Annotated in this window: 14 protein-coding genes and 4 pseudogenes; 14 read left to right on the top strand and 4 right to left on the bottom strand. The window is 35.5% G+C overall.

Annotated features, from left to right (window positions below; translation table 11 throughout):
- Positions 1-248 precede the first annotated feature (248 nt).
- Positions 249-3,164: an excinuclease ABC subunit UvrA gene (uvrA, locus tag BscR1v2_RS04280; protein ID WP_078689870.1), complete on the bottom strand. Its 2,916-nt coding sequence runs from the start codon at positions 3,162-3,164 to the stop codon at positions 249-251.
- A 221-nt stretch (positions 3,165-3,385) separates the two neighbouring features.
- On the opposite strand from uvrA, the gene ssb (BscR1v2_RS04275) reads away from it, so the two are divergent.
- From ssb (BscR1v2_RS04275) to tgt, 6 genes and pseudogenes are all read left to right on the top strand, one after another.
- Positions 3,386-3,895 carry a single-stranded DNA-binding protein gene (gene ssb / locus BscR1v2_RS04275; protein ID WP_078689868.1) on the top strand — a complete coding sequence of 170 codons (510 nt, stop codon included), beginning with the start codon at positions 3,386-3,388 and terminating at the stop codon, positions 3,893-3,895.
- 520 nt (positions 3,896-4,415) lie between these two features.
- Positions 4,416-7,199 carry a DNA gyrase subunit A gene (gene gyrA, locus BscR1v2_RS04270; protein ID WP_078689865.1) on the top strand — a complete coding sequence of 928 codons (2,784 nt, stop codon included), beginning with the start codon at positions 4,416-4,418 and terminating at the stop codon, positions 7,197-7,199.
- Between the two features lie 23 nt (positions 7,200-7,222).
- Positions 7,223-7,728 (top strand): annotated as a pseudogene (gene coaD / locus BscR1v2_RS04265) (pantetheine-phosphate adenylyltransferase).
- A 2-nt stretch (positions 7,729-7,730) separates the two neighbouring features.
- Positions 7,731-8,306 (top strand): peptidylprolyl isomerase, encoded by a 576-nt coding sequence (locus tag BscR1v2_RS04260; RefSeq protein ID WP_078690320.1) that lies wholly within the window; start codon positions 7,731-7,733, stop codon positions 8,304-8,306.
- Between the two features lie 17 nt (positions 8,307-8,323).
- A pseudogene (locus BscR1v2_RS04255) lies at positions 8,324-8,834 on the top strand (peptidylprolyl isomerase).
- Between the two features lie 934 nt (positions 8,835-9,768).
- On the top strand, positions 9,769-10,902 hold the full coding sequence (tgt, locus tag BscR1v2_RS04250; RefSeq protein ID WP_078690319.1) for a tRNA guanosine(34) transglycosylase Tgt: 1,134 nt from the start codon (positions 9,769-9,771) through the stop codon (positions 10,900-10,902).
- 885 nt (positions 10,903-11,787) lie between these two features.
- On the opposite strand, the gene BscR1v2_RS04245 is transcribed toward tgt, so the two are convergent.
- Positions 11,788-13,002 carry an NADP-dependent isocitrate dehydrogenase gene (locus BscR1v2_RS04245; RefSeq protein ID WP_078689864.1) on the bottom strand — a complete coding sequence of 405 codons (1,215 nt, stop codon included), beginning with the start codon at positions 13,000-13,002 and terminating at the stop codon, positions 11,788-11,790.
- Positions 13,003-13,299: 297 nt separating this feature from the next.
- Here BscR1v2_RS04245 and BscR1v2_RS04240 point away from each other — a divergent pair, with 297 nt between their 5' ends.
- The 3 genes and pseudogenes from BscR1v2_RS04240 to BscR1v2_RS08255 form a co-directional block, all read left to right on the top strand.
- Positions 13,300-13,938 carry a hypothetical protein gene (locus BscR1v2_RS04240; protein ID WP_078689863.1) on the top strand — a complete coding sequence of 213 codons (639 nt, stop codon included), beginning with the start codon at positions 13,300-13,302 and terminating at the stop codon, positions 13,936-13,938.
- 720 nt (positions 13,939-14,658) lie between these two features.
- A pseudogene (ssb, locus tag BscR1v2_RS04230) lies at positions 14,659-14,882 on the top strand (single-stranded DNA-binding protein); the annotation flags it as partial.
- A 6-nt stretch (positions 14,883-14,888) separates the two neighbouring features.
- Positions 14,889-15,200: pseudogene (locus BscR1v2_RS08255) on the top strand (hypothetical protein); the annotation flags it as partial.
- A gap of 185 nt (positions 15,201-15,385) precedes the next feature.
- Here the strand turns inward: BscR1v2_RS08255 and BscR1v2_RS04225 are convergent.
- On the bottom strand, positions 15,386-15,571 hold the full coding sequence (locus tag BscR1v2_RS04225) for a hypothetical protein (RefSeq protein WP_236828978.1): 186 nt from the start codon (positions 15,569-15,571) through the stop codon (positions 15,386-15,388).
- A complete protein-coding gene (locus BscR1v2_RS04220) occupies positions 15,568-16,107 on the bottom strand; it encodes a hypothetical protein (RefSeq protein WP_236828977.1) in 540 nt (179 codons plus the stop codon). Before BscR1v2_RS04220 ends, BscR1v2_RS04225 begins: the two co-directional genes overlap by 4 nt.
- A 352-nt stretch (positions 16,108-16,459) precedes the next feature.
- Here BscR1v2_RS04220 and BscR1v2_RS04215 point away from each other — a divergent pair, with 352 nt between their 5' ends.
- From BscR1v2_RS04215 to BscR1v2_RS04200, 5 genes are all read left to right on the top strand, one after another.
- Positions 16,460-16,642, top strand: a complete 183-nt coding sequence (locus BscR1v2_RS04215) for a hypothetical protein (RefSeq protein ID WP_078689858.1) — start codon at positions 16,460-16,462, stop codon at positions 16,640-16,642.
- A 12-nt stretch (positions 16,643-16,654) separates the two neighbouring features.
- Positions 16,655-17,722, top strand: coding sequence for a major capsid protein (locus BscR1v2_RS04210; RefSeq protein ID WP_078689856.1), 1,068 nt, complete (start codon positions 16,655-16,657; stop codon positions 17,720-17,722).
- A 93-nt stretch (positions 17,723-17,815) separates the two neighbouring features.
- Positions 17,816-17,908, top strand: coding sequence for a peptidoglycan-binding domain-containing protein (locus BscR1v2_RS08555; RefSeq protein WP_418214925.1), 93 nt, complete (start codon positions 17,816-17,818; stop codon positions 17,906-17,908).
- Positions 17,909-18,198: 290 nt separating this feature from the next.
- Positions 18,199-18,417 carry a hypothetical protein gene (locus BscR1v2_RS04205; RefSeq protein WP_078689854.1) on the top strand — a complete coding sequence of 73 codons (219 nt, stop codon included), beginning with the start codon at positions 18,199-18,201 and terminating at the stop codon, positions 18,415-18,417.
- Positions 18,418-18,907: 490 nt separating this feature from the next.
- Positions 18,908-19,093, top strand: coding sequence for a hypothetical protein (locus BscR1v2_RS04200; RefSeq protein WP_078689853.1), 186 nt, complete (start codon positions 18,908-18,910; stop codon positions 19,091-19,093).
- Positions 19,094-19,150 lie beyond the last annotated feature (57 nt).

Genomic DNA, 19,150 nt, shown 5'->3' with positions numbered 1-19,150 from the left:
ACTATACATTATATTGGCAAGCACGAGATGTGCCAACAAATAGTTTCTATACGAAAAAATCAAAAATAATATAATTGTGTGTTTTTTTGGCAAACAATTCCAACATAACATATGAAGTAAAATATTATTGTATTATAGCATAAAATGGCTTGTGAAGAATAAAAACGGTACAATTATGAGTTACAAACCTTATTTTGTACATCAATATCATTAGGTGCATAAAGTGCATAAATTATTTTCGACTTATTTTAAGAGTCTGAATTATGCAAAGGTCGGCGTAACAAAAGCTCTTTTAGAAATTTTCCAGTATAGGATTCAGGAATATTTATAATATCTTCAGGGCGACCAATTGCAACGATTTGACCACCACCATCTCCACCTTCTGGTCCTAGATCAATAATCCAATCAGCTGTCTTAATGACTTCAAGATTATGCTCGATAACTACAACTGTATTGCCTTGCTCGACGAGTTCATGCAAAACTTCAAGAAGTTTTGCAACATCATGGAAATGTAAACCAGTTGTTGGTTCGTCTAAAATATAGAGTGTGCGACCTGTTGTTTTGCGTGAAAGTTCTTTGGCAAGTTTTACGCGCTGAGCTTCACCACCAGAAAGCGTTGTAGCTTGCTGCCCAACTTTGATATAGCCAAGGCCAGTTTTGACAAGAGTCTTCATTGTGTTGTGAATAGCAGGAACAGCTTGGAAAAATTTTTCAGCCTTTTCGACTGTCATATCAAGTACGTCAGCAATGGATTTTCCTTTAAATTTTACTTCTAGCGTTTCTCTATTATAGCGTTTTCCTTGGCATATATCACATGTAACATAAATATCAGGTAAAAAGTGCATTTCAATTTTAATAACACCATCGCCTTGGCATGCTTCACAACGCCCCCCTTTGACATTAAATGAAAAACGTCCTGCTTGATAACCACGAGCCTTTGATTCAGGAAGTTCAGCAAACCAATCGCGGATTGCAGTAAAAGCACCAGTATAAGTTGCTGGATTAGAGCGTGGGGTGCGCCCAATAGGTGATTGATTAATATCAATGACCTTATCAAGTAATTCTAGTCCTTCAATTTTGGTATAGGGTGCTGGATTTTGATGACTTCCCATAATGTGGCGCGATGCAGCTTTAAACAGAGTTTCAATGAGAAATGTTGATTTTCCTCCACCTGAAACACCAGTTACACAAGTGAAGGTTCCAAGAGGGATGTCGGCATTGATATTTTTAAGGTTATTACCTTGAGCACCAATCACTTTAAGTACTTTTGATTTTGATATTTTACGTCGCTTGGCAGGCATAGTAACTGCCATTTTTCCTGAAAGATATTGGCCTGTAAGCGAGGATGGATTGTTCATGATTTCCTGCGGTGTACCTTGAGCAATAACTTCTCCACCATGAACACCTGCAGCAGGGCCAATATCCACTACATAATCTGCAGTAAGAATGGCATCTTCATCATGTTCAACAACGATAACTGTATTGCCAAGATCACGTAAATGGCACAGCGTTTTTAGAAGAAGTCCATTATCGCGTTGGTGTAAGCCAATAGATGGTTCATCTAAGACATAAAGCACACCTGTGAGACCAGAACCAATTTGAGATGCTAGCCGAATACGTTGACTTTCTCCACCTGAAAGTGTTCCTGAATTTCGAGATAAGGTAAGATATTCAAGTCCCACATGATTTAAAAATTCTAAACGTTTACGGATTTCTTTTAAAATACGTGCTGCAATACTACGTTGTTTTTTATTAAGATATTGATCAATATTAGCAAACCAATCATTTGCTTTTAGGATAGAGAGTTCTGATACTTGCCCAATGTGCATTTCGTGAATTTTAACACAGAGTGCTTCTGGTTTTAACCGATAACCATTACAAGCTCGGCAAGGTGAAGAAGACATGTAATATTCGATTTCTTTATATGAACCAGCGGAATCAGTTTCTTTCCATTGCCGTTCCATATTTGGAATAACGCCTTCAAAATATTGGGTTGTTGTGTTAGAGCAACTTTCATCTTCATGGATAAGGGGGATTTCTTTTGTTTTTGTACCATATAAAATAGCACGCCTGGCTTCATCTGAAAGTTCACACCATTTATCTGTGAGTTTAAATTCATAGGCTTTGCCTAACGCTTTTAGTATTTGGTTGTGGTAAGGTGAGGGTGATTTAAACCAAGGGGCAATAGCTCCAGATTTTAAAGTAAGATTTTCATTGGGTACAATTTTTGCTGGATCGATTGCTTTTTGAATGCCAAGCCCATCACAAGTGGGACAAGCACCAAAAGGGTTGTTGAATGAAAAGAGACGTGGCTCAATTTCAGGAATAGAAAAGCCAGATATAGGGCAGGCGAATTTTTCTGAAAAAATGAGTCGTTTATGTGTTTCATTTTTTGATTTATTGGCAGATTCCTTTGAGGTTTCCTTTATTGTCAAAGGTTGATCTGCCATTTCAGCAATCGCAAGTCCATTTGCAAGCTGCAGACAGGTTTCTATACTATCAGCCAAACGAGAAGTAATATCATGACGCACAACAAGGCGGTCTACCACTACATCTATATCATGTTTGTATTTTTTGTTAAGAGGAGGGATATCAGGAATTTCATAGAATTTGCCATCAACTTTGGCACGTTGAAATCCTTTTCTTAAAAGTTCTGCTAGCTCTTTTCTATATTCGCCTTTTCTTCCTCGTACTAAAGGCGCCATAATAAAAATCCGCGTACCCTCTGGTAAGGCCATAATTTGGTCAACCATTTGGCTGATTGTCTGATTTTCAATAGGAAGGCCTGTAGCAGGTGAATAAGGAATACCGATACGGGCAAAGAGAAGGCGCATATAATCGTAAATTTCAGTTACAGTACCAACTGTTGAACGAGGATTGCGGCTAGTGGTTTTTTGTTCAATAGAGATAGCAGGGGAGAGACCATCTATTTGATCAACATCTGGCTTTTGCATCATTTCCAAAAACTGGCGTGCATAGGCAGAAAGGCTTTCAACATAACGACGTTGGCCCTCAGCGTAAATTGTATCAAAAGCTAAGGATGATTTACCTGAGCCAGAAAGTCCTGTTATAATAATTAATTGATTACGAGGGAGGTCAAGATCGATGTTTTTAAGATTATGTTCACGTGCGCCGCGAATAGAAATATATTTTTGGTGAGGCATGCTGATCCTTGGCGTATGAACAAAAATTTTACACTATTATGTGAAATAAGACCTTTTCTTTGAAATTACAATGTGTTCCATTATTATAATGGGAAAGAAGAGTGTAAATTCTTTTGGAAAAAGGAGTAAAAACACAGCTTTTTTCCTTTATAATGAACATAGTTATATGTTTTTATCATCTTTTACTATATAAAGTGGTTTAAAATTTTGGAGTTTGTATAATGGCTGGTAGCCTTAATAAAGTTATTTTGATTGGTAACCTTGGTGCTGATCCTGAAATCCGTCGTTTGAACTCTGGTGATCAAGTGGCAAATCTACGTATTGCCACCTCGGAAAGCTGGCGTGACCGTAATACGAATGAACGTAAAGAACGCACTGAGTGGCATAGTATTGTTATTTTTAATGAAAACCTTGTAAAGATTGCGGAGCAATATCTAAAAAAAGGCAACAAAATTTATATTGAAGGTCAATTGCAAACACGCAAATGGCAAGATCAAAATGGTAATGATCGTTATACGACAGAGATTGTTTTACAAAAATATCGTGGTGAATTACAAATGCTTGAAGGCCGTGGCGCTATGGATGGTGGCGAGAGAATGCAAGACACAAGTCCGTTAGGCGGTGGTGACTTTGGTGATAGTAGTTTTGATCGCAAAGAGGATTTTAGTCAGAACAGTAATTATTTGGAAGGGAATTTCTCACACCAATTGGATGATGATGTGCCGTTTTGATAATCTATGAAATGATATTATTATTGCTTTTTCATTTTCAAGTAAGAAGGGTAAATTTCTAATTTGAAGCTTATTTTTTTATAAGAAAAATAGAAAAATTTATTTTGTATCATGCAGTTAGACTGATCAGTAAATGTAGTAGAAGATATTGTGATAGGTTATAACATAGGGCGCTTGTGTCGTGCCCTCATGTCAAAAAGTATGTAAGTAGACTGAAGATGATGAAGATTGTTTGTAAAGGCAATGGTCTATTTTTAAAATCTTTATTTTAGTGTTTTTATTGAAAAGATTGCTTAAAATACGCGGGGAATTTGAAGAGATTCATTGGGTATTGTTTATTTCGTTTTTTAACTCAGGGGAGTGAGTTATATTCATTTTATTTCTGATTTTTCATATAAACAAATAATATGTTGGAAATTATTGTTCAATTCTCACTCTCTTGTGGGCAGGGGAGTTAGCATTTTAAAATATTTTTCGATATAAACGATCAAAATGATTCTTTTTTGAAAGTATTGAAACTGTGACCGATCTTACTCCACTGACAGAACGTGATGTGCTGACCGGTATTGAGCCAGTTAGTATTATTGAAGAAATGCAACGCTCTTATCTCGATTATGCGATGAGCGTGATTGTGTCACGTGCATTACCTGATGTGCGTGATGGGTTAAAACCTGTTCATCGTCGTATTCTTCATGCGATGAATGAAATGGGCCTTTCTTTCAACAAATCTTATCGTAAATCAGCGGGTGTTGTCGGTGAAGTGATGGGGAAATTTCATCCCCACGGTGATGCTTCGATTTATGATGCATTAGTGCGTATGGCACAGGATTTTTCTTTGCGAAATCCGCTGATTGACGGGCAAGGAAATTTTGGTTCCATTGATGGTGACCCACCTGCAGCGATGCGTTATACAGAATGTCGTTTAGAGAAAATTTCAGAAGAACTTTTAACTGATATTGATAAGGATACTGTTGATTTTCAAGATAATTATGATGGGCGTGAACGTGAGCCTATGGTTTTACCAGCACGTTTTCCTAACCTTTTGGTAAATGGATCGGGTGGTATTGCTGTAGGAATGGCAACAAATATTCCTCCACATAATCTTGGTGAAGTTGTTGATGGGTGTATCGCTTTAATTGATGACCCCAGTATAACGCTAGATGAGATGATTAAAATCATTCCTGGTCCTGATTTTCCTACAGGGGGTATTATTCTTGGCAGTTCGGGTATTCGTTCAGCGTATGAAACAGGGCGGGGTTCAATTATTATGCGTGCTAAAGTCGATATCGAAGAAATTCGTAATAATCGGCAGGCAATTATCGTAAGCGAGATACCTTACCAGATTAATAAAGCTACAATGATTGAAAAAATAGCTGAATTAGTTCGTGATAAGCGCATTGATGGAGTTTCTGATTTACGTGATGAATCTGATCGTGATGGGTATCGGGTTGTTATTGAGCTTAAGAGAGAAGCTGTTGCGGATGTTGTTTTAAATCAACTGTATCGTTATACGCCACTGCAGGCCTCTTTTGGTTGTAATATGGTTGCGTTGAATGGCGGCAAACCTGAGCAGATGACGTTGCTTGATATACTCCGTGCATTTGTTTCTTTCCGTGAAGAAGTGGTGAGTCGGAGAACAAAATATCTTTTACGTAGGGCGCGTGAGCGTGCGCATGTTTTAGTTGGGCTTGCTATTGCTGTTGCTAATATTGATGAAATTATAGCATTAATTCGCAAAGCATCTGATCCACAAATAGCGCGCGCGCAATTAATGGAGCGGCGTTGGTTGGCTGTTGATATAGCACCTTTAATTAAGCTTATTGATGATCCTCGTCATATTATCCATGAGGATAATACATATCATTTATCGGAAGAACAGGCACGAGCTATTCTAGAGTTGCGTTTGCAAAGGTTAACAGCACTTGGTCGCGATGAGATTGCTGATGAATTAAATAAAATTGGTGTAGATATTACCGATTATCTCGATATTTTGGCATCGCGTTCACGAATTATGGGTATTGTTAAAGATGAACTAAACGCTCTTCGTGAAGTATTTGCAACTCCTCGGCGCACTGTTTTTGGTTTCGGTAGTGCGGATATGGATAGTGAAGATCTGATCGCACCAGAAGAAATGGTGGTGACGGTTAGTCATAGTGGCTATATTAAACGTGTGCCTTTAAATACGTACCGTGCCCAACGTCGTGGAGGTAAAGGGCGTTCTGGTATGGCTACAAAAGATGAGGATTTTGTAACTCGTTTATTTGTAGCTAATACACATACGCCGGTTCTTTTCTTTTCATCACGTGGAATTGTTTATAAAGAGAAGGTTTGGCGTTTGCCTATTGGTACGCCGCAATCGCGTGGGCGAGCTTTAATTAATATGCTGCCCTTGCAACAAGGTGAGCGTATAACAACAATTATGCCTTTACCAGATGATGAGAAAGATTGGGGCAAACTTGATGTTATGTTTGCAACAATGCGTGGGACTGTACGTCGCAATAAATTATCGGATTTTGTTCAAGTTAACCGTAATGGTAAAATTGCAATGAAATTTGGTGAAGAAGGAGATGAGATTCTTTCCGTAGAGACCTGTACAGAGTATGATGATGTTGTCCTTACAACGGCGAATGGACAATGTATTCGTTTTCCTGTGAGTGATGTTCGTGTGTTTGTTGGGCGTCATTCAATGGGGGTACGTGGTATCAATATGGGTGATAGTGATAAAGTCATTTCTATGACTATTTTAAAGCATGTTGAAGCTACGTCGACTGAGCGTTCTGCCTATATTAAACGCGTGATCAGTGAACGGCGTGCAGCTGGTGCAGATGATGAAGATATTGTCATTGGTGATGAAGAGTCAGAAGCAACCGTAACAGAATTAACAGATGAACGTTATATGGAACTTAGTGCCCATGAACAAATGCTCTTAACAGTTAGTGAGTTTGGTTATGGGAAACGGTCTTCCTCTTATGATTTCCGTATTTCAGGACGTGGCGGAAAAGGGATTCGCGCAACCGACCCATCTAAAACAGCTGAAATTGGTAAGTTAGTGGCAGCCTTTCCGGTGGAAGCACAAGATCAAATTATGCTTGTCTCAGATAAAGGGCAGCTTATTCGTGTTCCTGTTAATGGTATTCGCATAGCTGGTCGTTCAACCAAGGGGGTAACGATCTTTAATACAGCAAAAGGTGAGAAGGTTGTATCTGTTGAGCGTATTTCTGAGCCTGAAGTTAATGCTAGCGAACCAGATGAGGAAGAAAGTGAGCAGCATTGCAATGCGGTTGATGCGAGCGACGAAATATAATTGTAAAAACATTGGAGTAAATGATGACCATTGCTCTTTATGCAGGTTCTTTTGATCCTATTACAAATGGTCACCTTGATGTTTTGCAAGGCAGTTTATTATTGGCTGATGAAGTGGTGGTGGCTATTGGTATACAAAGTGGAAAACAATCACTTTTTAGTTTTGAAGAGCGTGTTGATTTAATTACACAAGTCGGGAAAGACTTATTAAATATAGGTCCTGATCGACTGCGAGTTATTGCATTTGATAATCTTTTAATTAATAAGGCGCGTGAAATTCAAGCTTCGTTTCTTATTCGTGGTTTGCGTGATGGTACTGATCTCGATTACGAAATGCAAATGGCAGGGATGAATAAGATTATGGCTCCTGAATTACAAACTGTTTTTTTACCGGCAAGCGTTTCTAGTCGCCCAATAACTTCTACATTAGTGCGCCAGATTGCTGCTATGGGGGGAACGTTATGCCTTTTGTTCCTCAAAATGTTGCACAAGCTTTATGTTTGAAATTTAAATCCTTGAAGGAAAAATGATTGTGTATATTAGAATTTTTGCCATTTTAACATGTATTGTTCATCTTTTTTCATTTAATGCTTTAGCAAATGAGCATAATACCCTTGTTTTATCTCTTAAAAATGGTGATATTGTTATTCGTTTGCGTCCTGATCTTGCACCAAAACATGTTGCTAGAATCAAGCAATTAACACAAGAGGGTGCTTATAATAATGTCGTATTTCATCGTGTTATTCCTGGTTTTATGGCACAGACAGGCGATGTAAAATTTGGAAAAAAAGATAGTACTGATTTTGACCTTAAGCGCGTTGGTATGGGTGGTTCAGATTATCCTAATTTAGTGGCAGAGTTTTCAAAACAGCCATTCAAGCGTGGTACTGTTGGTATGGCACGTTCACAAGATCCTCATTCAGCAAATTCTCAATTTTTCATCTGTTTTGATGATGCTACTTTTTTAAATGAACAGTATACTGTTGTTGGGGAAGTTGTAAAAGGAATGGATGTTGTCGATAAAATTAAAAAGGGCACTGTAAGTAACAATGGATCTGTAACAAATCCTGATGTTATTGATACTGCTCATTTGCAACGTAATCAATAAATCAAAGGAATAATTATATGGTTGAGATAAAAGACCCAGAAAATACATTAATTCTTGAAACAACAAAAGGCAATGTAGTGATTGAGTTGTTTGCTGATTTAGCTCCTGGTCATGTGGTACGTATTAAAGAGTTAGTGCGTGAAGGTGCTTATGATAATGTTGTTTTTCATCGTGTTATTGATGGTTTTATGGCTCAAACTGGTGATGTGAAGTTTGGAAAAAAGATAGTGAGAAATTCGATTCATCACGTGTGGGTATGGGGGGTCAGATAAGCCTGATTTGAAGGCAGAGTTTTCAAATATTTCTCATAAACGTGGTACAGTTTCTATGGCACGCAGCCAGAATCCAAATTCTGCTAATTCGCAGTTTTTTATTTGCTTTGAAGATGCTCCTTGGCTTGATCGTCAATATTCTATATGGGGGCAGGTTATGGAAGGTATGGAAAATGTTGATAAGATCAAGCGTGGTGAACCTGTTGTAGAGCCTGATGCGATTATCAAAGCTAGAATTGCTGCAGATACAAAGTAGTATTAGAATATTGTGCAGATAATTTCTGTTTACAGTTTAATTTGGAATTTTATTGAAGTTGGTGTGAATTGTGTATTTTGGTGTAAATAGAATTTTTCAATTTTGAATTATTTCGAAATAACAAGCCTTATTGAAATTGGTTTTTTTACATCAGAATACACGGTTGCTTTATATTATGTTTTTCAAAACAAATATTACAATATTTTTATGTTTATATTTTTCTAAGTTTTTTAGTGAAAAAATGCACCAGTTTTCATGAAGTAAAATATTATTCCGGTATAGCTGCAAAGTATTTATTTTTGTTTTGGTGCTGTTACTCCAATTTATTCGAGTAAAATATCATTTCTGTCTTAATTTGTTGTGTTTTAAATGTTGAAAAAGGAAGAAATGCTAAAATTATTTTTATTTGTAAAATAAAGTAGCAACCCAGATTATCAGTTTATATTTTAGCAAGAAATTTCACGGTAGGCTTTAAAGTTATAAAATAGAGCACTATTTTGTTTCATAATGTAGAAGCTGTGTAATTTTACTTTGAACGTAACAAGTATACGTGACCATAAAATGGATTCAGACAAATTGATTATATTCATACTAAAATTATTCAAGCATTTATGGCACTGAAAACATAAAAATAAAGTCAAAGTCATTGTTATCGAAATACAATACTTAAGGTTATTTAAGACTGTAGTGGATAAATGTTAGTGTTTTAAGCTATATAATCCAGACACTACAGATATTTTTATTCGTCTGGCTGTTTTTAGTGTGTTGATTGTTTGATAATAAATTCTCATTTATTTTGTTGAACTCTCTTAAGGCTGATTTCAGGGTTTAGTAGAGTAAAATCATTTATAACACTTATAATAATACGATCAAAAAAGGAATTATGTTTGGTTGCTAGGCGATATGAATTTGTTCAATCAAAAAGACGAAAATGATGATTAAGACGTTTCACTATAACAAAATCGCTCAAGATGGACAGGCCCGTTTGGGTGAAATTATAACAAGACGTGGACGTATTCGCACACCCGCATTCATGCCCGTTGGAACGGTAGGGACCGTTAAGGCTATGTATATGGATCAGATACGTGATCTTGGGGCAGATGTTATTTTGGGTAATACTTATCATTTAATGTTGCGGCCTGGGGCTGAGAGGGTTGCACGTTTAGGAGGTTTACATGAATTTGCACGTTGGCCTGAACCTATTTTAACAGATTCTGGTGGTTTTCAAGTTATGTCCCTTTCAGGGATTTGTAAAATCACAGAGAAATGTGTGATTTTTCGCTCTCATATTAATGGAGCGTATTATGAAATGAGTCCAGAACGTTCTATTGAAATCCAAGGACTGCTTGATTCTGACATTCAAATGCAGCTTGATCAATGTATTGCATTACCTGCGAGTGAGAAAGAAATAGAAGCTGCTATGGAGCTTTCATTGCGTTGGGCACAGCGTTGTAAGACAGCTTTTGGTGATCAACCAGATAAAGCGATGTTTGGTATTGTTCAAGGCGGTGATAATATGAAATTGCGTGAACGTTCTGTTCAAGCATTGAAAGAGATGGATTTGAAGGGCTACGCTATTGGAGGACTTGCAGTTGGTGAAACTCAAGATATTATGATGGCGGTATTGGATGCTACTTGTTCTCTTTTGCCAGAAAATAAACCACGCTATCTCATGGGAGTAGGCACTCCAGATGATATTTTAAAAAGTGTCGCTCGAGGTATTGATATGTTTGATTGTGTTTTACCAACGCGTGCTGGGCGTCATGGTTTAGCTTTTACCCGCTTTGGTAGAATAAATTTGCGCAATGCACGTTATGCAGAAGATTCTCGCCCTCTTGATCCACAATCGCCTTGCCCTGCTGCACGTGATTATAGTCGTGCTTATTTGCACCATTTAGTCAAATCTAATGAAGCTCTTGGTGGCATGTTGTTAACTTGGAATAATCTTTCTTATTATCAACAGCTTATGCAAGGTATTCGTACTTCCATTAAAGCAGGATGTTATGCTGATTTTTGTGCAGAAACGAGTGCTTTATGGGAGCAAAGCAATAAGGCGTTAGCACATTAAGTATGTGTCTATTTTTGACGGTATTTGAGTTGTTTTTCATTGTGTTAAGTTTATCTTCTCATGAAGAGAGTTTTTCTTAACAGTTTTGATTGACGAGAGTAACTTTTTTGAAAAATATAAAACTGCGCTATCATAAAAATGAATTGCGCAGTTTTATTGAAACATTTTCTCTGTCAATTTAACAGAGATTATTGCTCCGATACGCATTACCTGATCCGGAGAAAAACAGTTTGTTTTCTGTTTCTGGACAACTTTTTAGATTAACAATGTTAATTACAGGTTAGTGATTTCTTAAAGAAGTATGAAAATTGCATTTTTTATACAAGATCTTTAGATACGCAACATATATTAGCATGGTGCTGTTTATTATGTTTCAACCAATATTATGAACACTCGTTTTTTGTTTTACTTAATTAGTGGTATTACAGTTTGTAAGCAGTTGCTTGTATAACATTTATTTCAAAATTATGACTATGGTTGATTTAAATGCTGAAAAATAGCATCTGAAAGCTGTTAATAGTATTACACGTCATTTTGACGATTACGATTATTATTCAAGTTAATACAACTTAGATTGGATGAGCTTGCGAGGGGAGGGTAAGTTGCTTTTATTTTTGTGACTGTTGTTATTTTATGGGGTTGATAATAAAAGCTATTGAATAAATAGATTTGATAAATACTTCAAAGTATCTCTTTTTTGCAATATTCACATTAGAAAATGTGCGTATATTAATACTAAAGTGTCAATATTTTATTCTTATGAAACAGTATGTTTCATTATTTTTTCATTGAGAAAGAAATTGCCTGTTTCACTTAGAATACAGTTCTTTAATTTTGCAAAAACCCCAAGCTCTCCTTTCGCAGAGCTTGAGGATTTTAATTATATTAATTAGCCATTTCTTTTTTTAGATTTGCATCAATTTTATCGAGAAATCCTGTTGTAGAAAGCCATTTTTGTTCTGGTCCGATCAAAAGTGCGAGATCTTTTGTCATAAAACCTTCCTCAACAGTGTTGACACAAACTTTTTCTAATGTAACGGCAAAGTTTTTCAACTTCTCATTATTGTCAAGTTTTGCACGATGAATCAGACCACGTGTCCATGCAAAAATAGAGGCGATAGAATTTGTTGATGTTTCTTCACCTTTCTGATGCTGACGGTAATGACGTGTTACTGTACCATGCGCAGCTTCTGCTTCAACAATTTTACCGTCTGGTGTCATAAGAACGGAAGTCATAAGACCAAGGGAACCAAAACCTTGAGCAACGATGTCTGATTGAACATCACCATCATAGTTTTTACATGCCCAAACATATCCACCTGACCATTTGAGTGCTGAAGCAACCATATCATCAATCAAGCGATGCTCATAATGTAATTTGCGGCTTTCAAATTCAGTTTTAAATTCTGTATCGAATATTTCTTGAAAGATATCTTTGAAACGACCATCATAGGCTTTTAAAATAGTATTTTTTGTCGAAAGATAAACTGGAACATTTCGTTGTAGGCCGTAATTGAAAGATGCGCGTGCAAAGTCGCGGATTGATTCATCAATATTGTACATGGCCATAGCAACCCCTGCGCTTGGGGCATCAAAAACATCGTGTTCTATAATCTGACCATCATCACCAACAAATTTGATACTTAGCTTTCCTTTACCAGGGAATTTAAAATCGGTTGCTTTATATTGGTCACCAAAAGCGTGGCGCCCAATAATAATAGGTTTTGTCCAGCTAGGAACGAGGCGTGGGACATTTTTACAGATAATGGGCTCACGAAAAATGACTCCTCCTAAAATGTTACGTATTGTGCCATTTGGCGACTTCCACATTTTTTTTAAGTTAAATTCTTTAACACGTGATTCATCAGGAGTGATAGTTGCACATTTTACACCAACCCCATACTGTTTAATAGCATTGGCAGAATCAATAGTGACTTGATCATTGGTTTCATCTCGGTTTTTGATGGAAAGATCATAATATTTAAGATTAATATCGAGATAAGGGTGGATCAATTTGTCTTTTATATGCTTCCAAATAATACGGGTCATTTCATCACCGTCGATTTCAACGACGGGATTTTCTACTTTGATCTTTTCCATTAGAAGTCCTTTTTCATTTAAGTAATATTATCTTCTATAACACTTTCAAGTCTATGATGAAAAGTAAAAATAAGTGAGAATAGAAGAGTATTAAATTTCATAAGCAAAGAGTTATTGAATATATCAATAAGCTGTTTTGTAATTTTTATTTTTTAAAACAAAATTATAATGGATAAAAATAAACTTTATGAAATAACCTTTGTTTTTTCTGTATTTGTTTTAATATTTATTTGTGTTATATAAAAATCTGTAAAAGTGTTATTGAAATACATCAGCTCAGATGGGGAGGGGAGAAGAATGGTTTTTATTAATTCATCTCAGTTAAACATAAAAATTGATGAATATCAAAAGCACAGCTTACCTATAGAGCAGCATTTTGGCGAAACGCTTCCCGACACTATTCAGGCACCATCTGTATCTATTGATACTAAAGATATTTTTCCTTTAAAATTTTATGATGCATTATCATATATTAAAGAGGTATCTGATGATAAAATTCAAACTGCCGAAGCTTTATCTCCTGTAATGGAGTCCACTCATTCTGTTGCTTTGTGGGGGAATTTGATTGACGCTGATTCTTCACAATTTCAGGGGTATGATGATGTTCCAAGTGGTCACTTTCAGGTTTATGCCCCTTTGACAATAAGCGATAATCAATTGAAGGATCTTGTACATTCCTTAGCAAAAGAAGGTAAATTGCTTGGAGGATCACAAGCTTTATTTAAAGCTTTAGATCATGATACTGCCAGAATATATAATCGATCAGCTATGGAAAATTTTACTGGAAGACCTGTTGATTGGAAAAAAGGTTATATGTTTGGCACAATGTGGGATCGCCGCGTGATTGATGAAAAATTAATTCAACAATTTGAACAAGAAGGTAAGCAGATATTTACTGGAGCTATAGGATCTATACATTTTTCTATTGTGTATTAAATACTGTTTAATACATCATATTATTTGCTAACAGCTATTGATAGCAAAATATGGATATTTTTTAGATATACTGAATAAATTCATCACCTTTGAGTTTGCTAAATTTTTCAACAAATGAAGAAATTTTCTTTTGTGTAGCAAATTCAATATGAGCACTGTAACTGCTCTTCATTGATGTAAACTATCAATCATTTTTGTTCCAAGCATGCTTAATTCTATAAGCTTGCATTTGTCAGCATAAGACTAAAAAGAGAAACATCCATATTTGTAAGGTACAAATTCATAACTTTGTTTTTCTTCCCATTTGTAAATAAAATAAATATTTTTGAAAATCTGTATTGAAAGACGTCCTCCAAATTCTTGAAGCAAGGCTAACAATAGTTTTTGCTGTTTGAATAGAGTCTTGCCTTTTTTTGTTTCCATAGTGTTATCTCGGGTGTCTGATTGAACGGTATTTTACGGTACAAACCGGTAGATGAATTTGAAAAACCATTCAAATTTCAACAAGTCGCGCGGGTTTATATTTGCTTGGTATAAAGTCAATAAAATTATAGTACAAAAAAGCATTTATGCACTGATAAAATCACCAATAAACTGTTTATTTTCAGTTATTTATGCTGTTTTTTCTTTGGAAAAATGCACTATGTTATGCTATAGTAAAAATAGCTTTTCATATCCGTATTTTGTTTCAATTATTTTCCCTAGAAAAGGTGTAAAAATATGATCAATAAAATAACTTAATAGGTTATCTTGGTGCAGATCCTGAGAGCAAGACAATGGCATCTGGAATAGAAGTAGTGAACTTTCGTATGAGCACTTCTCAAAGTTGTACAGATAAAATAACCCCTCAAAAAGTAGAGAAAACAGAGTGGCATTCTGTCGTGATTTTTAATCCACATCTTGCAAAAGTTGTACTTCAATATCTGAGTATTGGAAAAAAGATTAATTAAAATCAGTATGATGCATCACAGCAGTATATTCAAGTGTTAAATGATTATCGATGTGCGAAAGGGTTTCAGAGTGCGGTTTATAATGAGATGCCAACATCTTATGATGACCGAGGAAGGGAAAAATGAGTTGAGGTAGCAACTGATCGCTATAAAGCTATGCAAGAGGTTATTAGAGAAACACAAGGGTTATATCGTCAGTATAATCTTCATGCTGCATTGCAGTATATCGTTATTGAAGATCAACAACTGCCATATTTTGTCAGTTCTCTATATATTGCTTTGAATGCTCTTCATAAATATTTTGATCGTTAACCAAAAGCGAGCATCAATAATATTGAGCAACTAATTACAGCAGTTGTTATTATAAATAAAAATGCGGAAACTTTCAATCCAAAGCGCCACAGTAAGCTAATTGGGATAGACATGATGCTGATGAATATAAGCAGCCCTATTGGAAAAACAAAGTTATCAATTGCCAAATTCATTTTATTCCTCCATTACTTTTTCTGTTTCTCATTTATTTCTTTTAACATTTGAATAGCTAGGTCACGTCCTATAATCGCTTTACGGCGTAGTTTCAGATATTTAATGATGGAATAAGGAAGTGAGATGGTTAATACTACCTTTACACAAGCCGCCATAGAAGTTACGGCCTGTGCTAATAAGAATAGAGTAAAAATCATTTTTCTCTCCTTCTTGGATTTTGATTAGCCATTATTTCGTTAATTTTTTCAATTGCTTCGTCCAATTGTTGAATTATGTCCTTCAGTTTCTTTTTTACTATTATGTATAATCCTAAAAATATCGGTAAAGATATGGATATTAAGAGAAAAGCCACCAATCCTATTGCAGTTGGGATATCAAATTGATCTCTATCTAGATTACCCAATATTAAAAGAGTATTAGATAAACCTAAACTTATAAAAAATATTAGTATTAGTTGCATCCGTGAAATAACACCAAACTTCATTACCTTCTTCATCTCTTTTTGTGTGTTGAGTATCGAATCCCATTTTGAAGTCATCTTTTCTCGTTCCTTGATTGCTTTACTATGCTTTTTAATCATGTTATCGTAGTTTTCTATTGCTGGATTATAGAGATCAACAGAATTATCGTGTGTATAACTTGTATTCCAACCGTCTTTTATTATTTTATAAATGGGGTAAATTATACTTGATGCTACGAGTATTCCCGCTGTTATTATGACGGCGTAGATCATTGTTGCCCCTCCTGATTTTTTTTGAGTTATAGGCCCGTATAATTAATTGATTCGATGAGAGGGGGCAATTTACACCATATTTAGATTGAATGAGATAAAAATATACTAGATCGTGATTTTAGTTGACAGGAGGATAAAAATAGTATTTACTAATGAAGCGGCGTGAGTGTCATTGTGTTAAAAATTACAAATTAATGTAATTAGTTTTGTTGTTGAAGGCCCTACGAATGCGGGTTTTTTATTAAAGTAATCAAGTTTATTCGTTTTTATTTATTGACGATTTATTGACCTCCTCTTTGTTCTTGAGAGTGAGGTTTTTTTATTGTCTCAACTACTCGAAAGGAAAATAACTATGGAAGAAATACCAGTAGTTATCACAAGGCCTGTGTGCGTTCTTGGCGACAACAAAGCCACTGTTAACATTTATTGCACGGTAAAAGCATCTAAATTGATATGGTTTGATAAGATTGAAAAAAGGAAAAAGACAACAGCCATTCAAATCTTAGAAGACAAAAACAAAATTATACTGCAATAGGAATATACGAATATGGATATAAATTTTTTTAATCACAACGCTTTTTCATCAGAAGTAATGACAAAAGCGATTGAAAACTATGAATTTAAACCTAACCTGATTGGTTCACTCAACCTTTTTAAGGAGGTTGCGACAAACAAAACAACGGTTAGTATTGAAAAACGTAAATTATCGCTCATTCCAGTAAGTGAACGTGGTACACCTCCAACAGAAACAGAAAAAGATGAGTATGATCGTCGGTGTTTTAAAACAACACCTATTATTAAAGAGTATATTATAAAAGCGGAAGAAATTAAAGACTGGCGAGAATTTGGCATAGAAGATCAGTTTGAAACAGTAATGAAATTTATCGCTAAAAAACAAAAGAAGTTGATTTCAGAAATTGAACTGATATGGGAAAATATGCAACTTGGAGCTATTCAAGGTGTTGTCCTTGATGCAGATGGATCAGTGATCTATGATTGCTATGAAGAATGGGGAATCACGCCACAAAAGGCTATTGATTTTAAACTAGATGAGGACACAACAGATGTTGCTTATATGGTTAATCAAGTCGTTACAAATATGGCGCAAGCTTCAGGCAATACATTTTCTATTTATTCACGAATTATTGGGTTTTGTGGAGATGAATTCTTTTTCAAGTTAAAAAATCATAAAGCAATTCGTGACACCTATTTAAATACACCTTCAGCACGAATATTAAAGAACACAGCAGGTATTACAATGCCTGGTACTATTGAATCAGGAAGTTTTAAGAGTTTTGATTTTGCAGGTGCGACGTTTATTAATTACTGCAACATTCATGATTATAATATGAACACTAATAGTTCAAAACGAAGCATAGGAATCAAACCTGATGAATGTCAATTCGTTCCTGTTAATGTACCTGGTGCATTCCAAAAAACCTTTTCTCCTGATAAAGGCGTGGAGTTTATCAATACAGTTGGAAAGCCTCTTTATACGAGACTTATTGTAGATCGTGAATCTGCAACATGGGCCAAGCTTGAAGTATGCAGTTACCCACTCTTTGTCTGCGCGCGTCCTGAAATGCTCTTTAAAGCAGTAGTGAGAGCAAAATAAAATATGCTAGCACACGGGCTGCTTAGTTAAATGTTTGAGATAGATGAAAACATTTTTGGGTAGCCTGTGATCTATACATGAAAGAAAAATAGAGTGATCTTTTCCTTTCAAGCTGATTATAATTTAGAAATTGATGGTGTTGTTGGTGCCAAAACTCAAGTAGCATTAGATATGCTACTCCAATGATTAGCTCCCGCCATTCCTGTAAGTATGGGAGGATTTGAGAAGGAATAGTACAAACATTATTATGAAGATAAGAATAAAACCAAATAGTTTGCAGGGCTATTATTGCTAGTTCAGCTCTTATGGAAGCAGAACAAATGGGGGCGTTCGATAATTTCAAATTTTGATAGGAAAAATGAGTGCCCTTGTAGAATCATTTACTCATATTAGTAAAGCAATTTCGGATCATTGGTGGATTGATACTATTTTTGTGGACTTGATTATTTATATTCATGTCAAATCGGTAAAAGAGTTTGTCTGAAAGCTTACAAGAAGGACAGAGCGCTCTAGAAGGATATCTTTTAAAGGGCAGAGGAGAGCAAGGAGTGAAAAAATATCTTGCGATTATACTTGATGCATCCGCTGTTCTTTTAGAGATTGTAATGGATGTTTGTCAGATTAGAGAAAGAAAGTTGAACAAACGCAAACAAATAGAGGAATCTTTAAAGACAGTAACACGTGACTGGAAATAAAAGGCGAGATTAGCAAGAAAAGTGATGCTGGTATGCATTCTGGTCTTTCTGACTGGGTGTGTAGTAACAAATGAAGATGCTGCTTGTATTGGGTGGTTGCCAGTGCATTTGGATCAAAAGATTACAATGTGATCAGTTCAAGCTTAGCAAGAGATATTTTAAAGAGTAGTGAGTGTGGGAAACATTTGTATAGGTTGTTAGAAAACCAATTCACAAAGAGTTCAAGGGAATTGTTAGAGGGCAAGTTTGGAAAATCTTATTCTCTAACCTTACTACTTTATTTTTGAGTTTTAAAAAGGATAATAGAATCAAATAGATATAGAGATGAAAAAGTAACTGGTACGCCCAAGGGGCCCACCAGTCCCTTTTTTTGCATTTGTAACCTATTGATTTTATTATTATTTTTTTAGGTTAGGGAATGAAATAATCAGGTTAGGGAATAGGATTTTTACATAGACTTTGTTTATTATGTGCTGTAATATCAATAAATATGAGATCTCATATACCTGATGGAATTCTTGATATTGCTAAGAATCGAGCGTTACCATTTGATTCGTTCCAACCTAATTTGGAAACATTACAAGCTATTGAAGATGTTGAAGTAGGGCGTGTCAAACGTACATCCTTGAATGGTTTACGTGCTATGATCCACAACGATCAAGATAATTCAAAATAGAAATTTAACATCACAATCATTTTGTTTTCTGAACATGCTTCCATCCACACAACTGTT

The sequence above is a fragment of the Bartonella schoenbuchensis R1 genome, assembly GCF_002022685.1.
GTDB lineage: Bacteria > Pseudomonadota > Alphaproteobacteria > Rhizobiales > Rhizobiaceae > Bartonella > Bartonella schoenbuchensis.
Note: the sequence above shows the minus strand (reverse complement) of the source record. Positions and strands in the feature narration are given on the sequence as shown.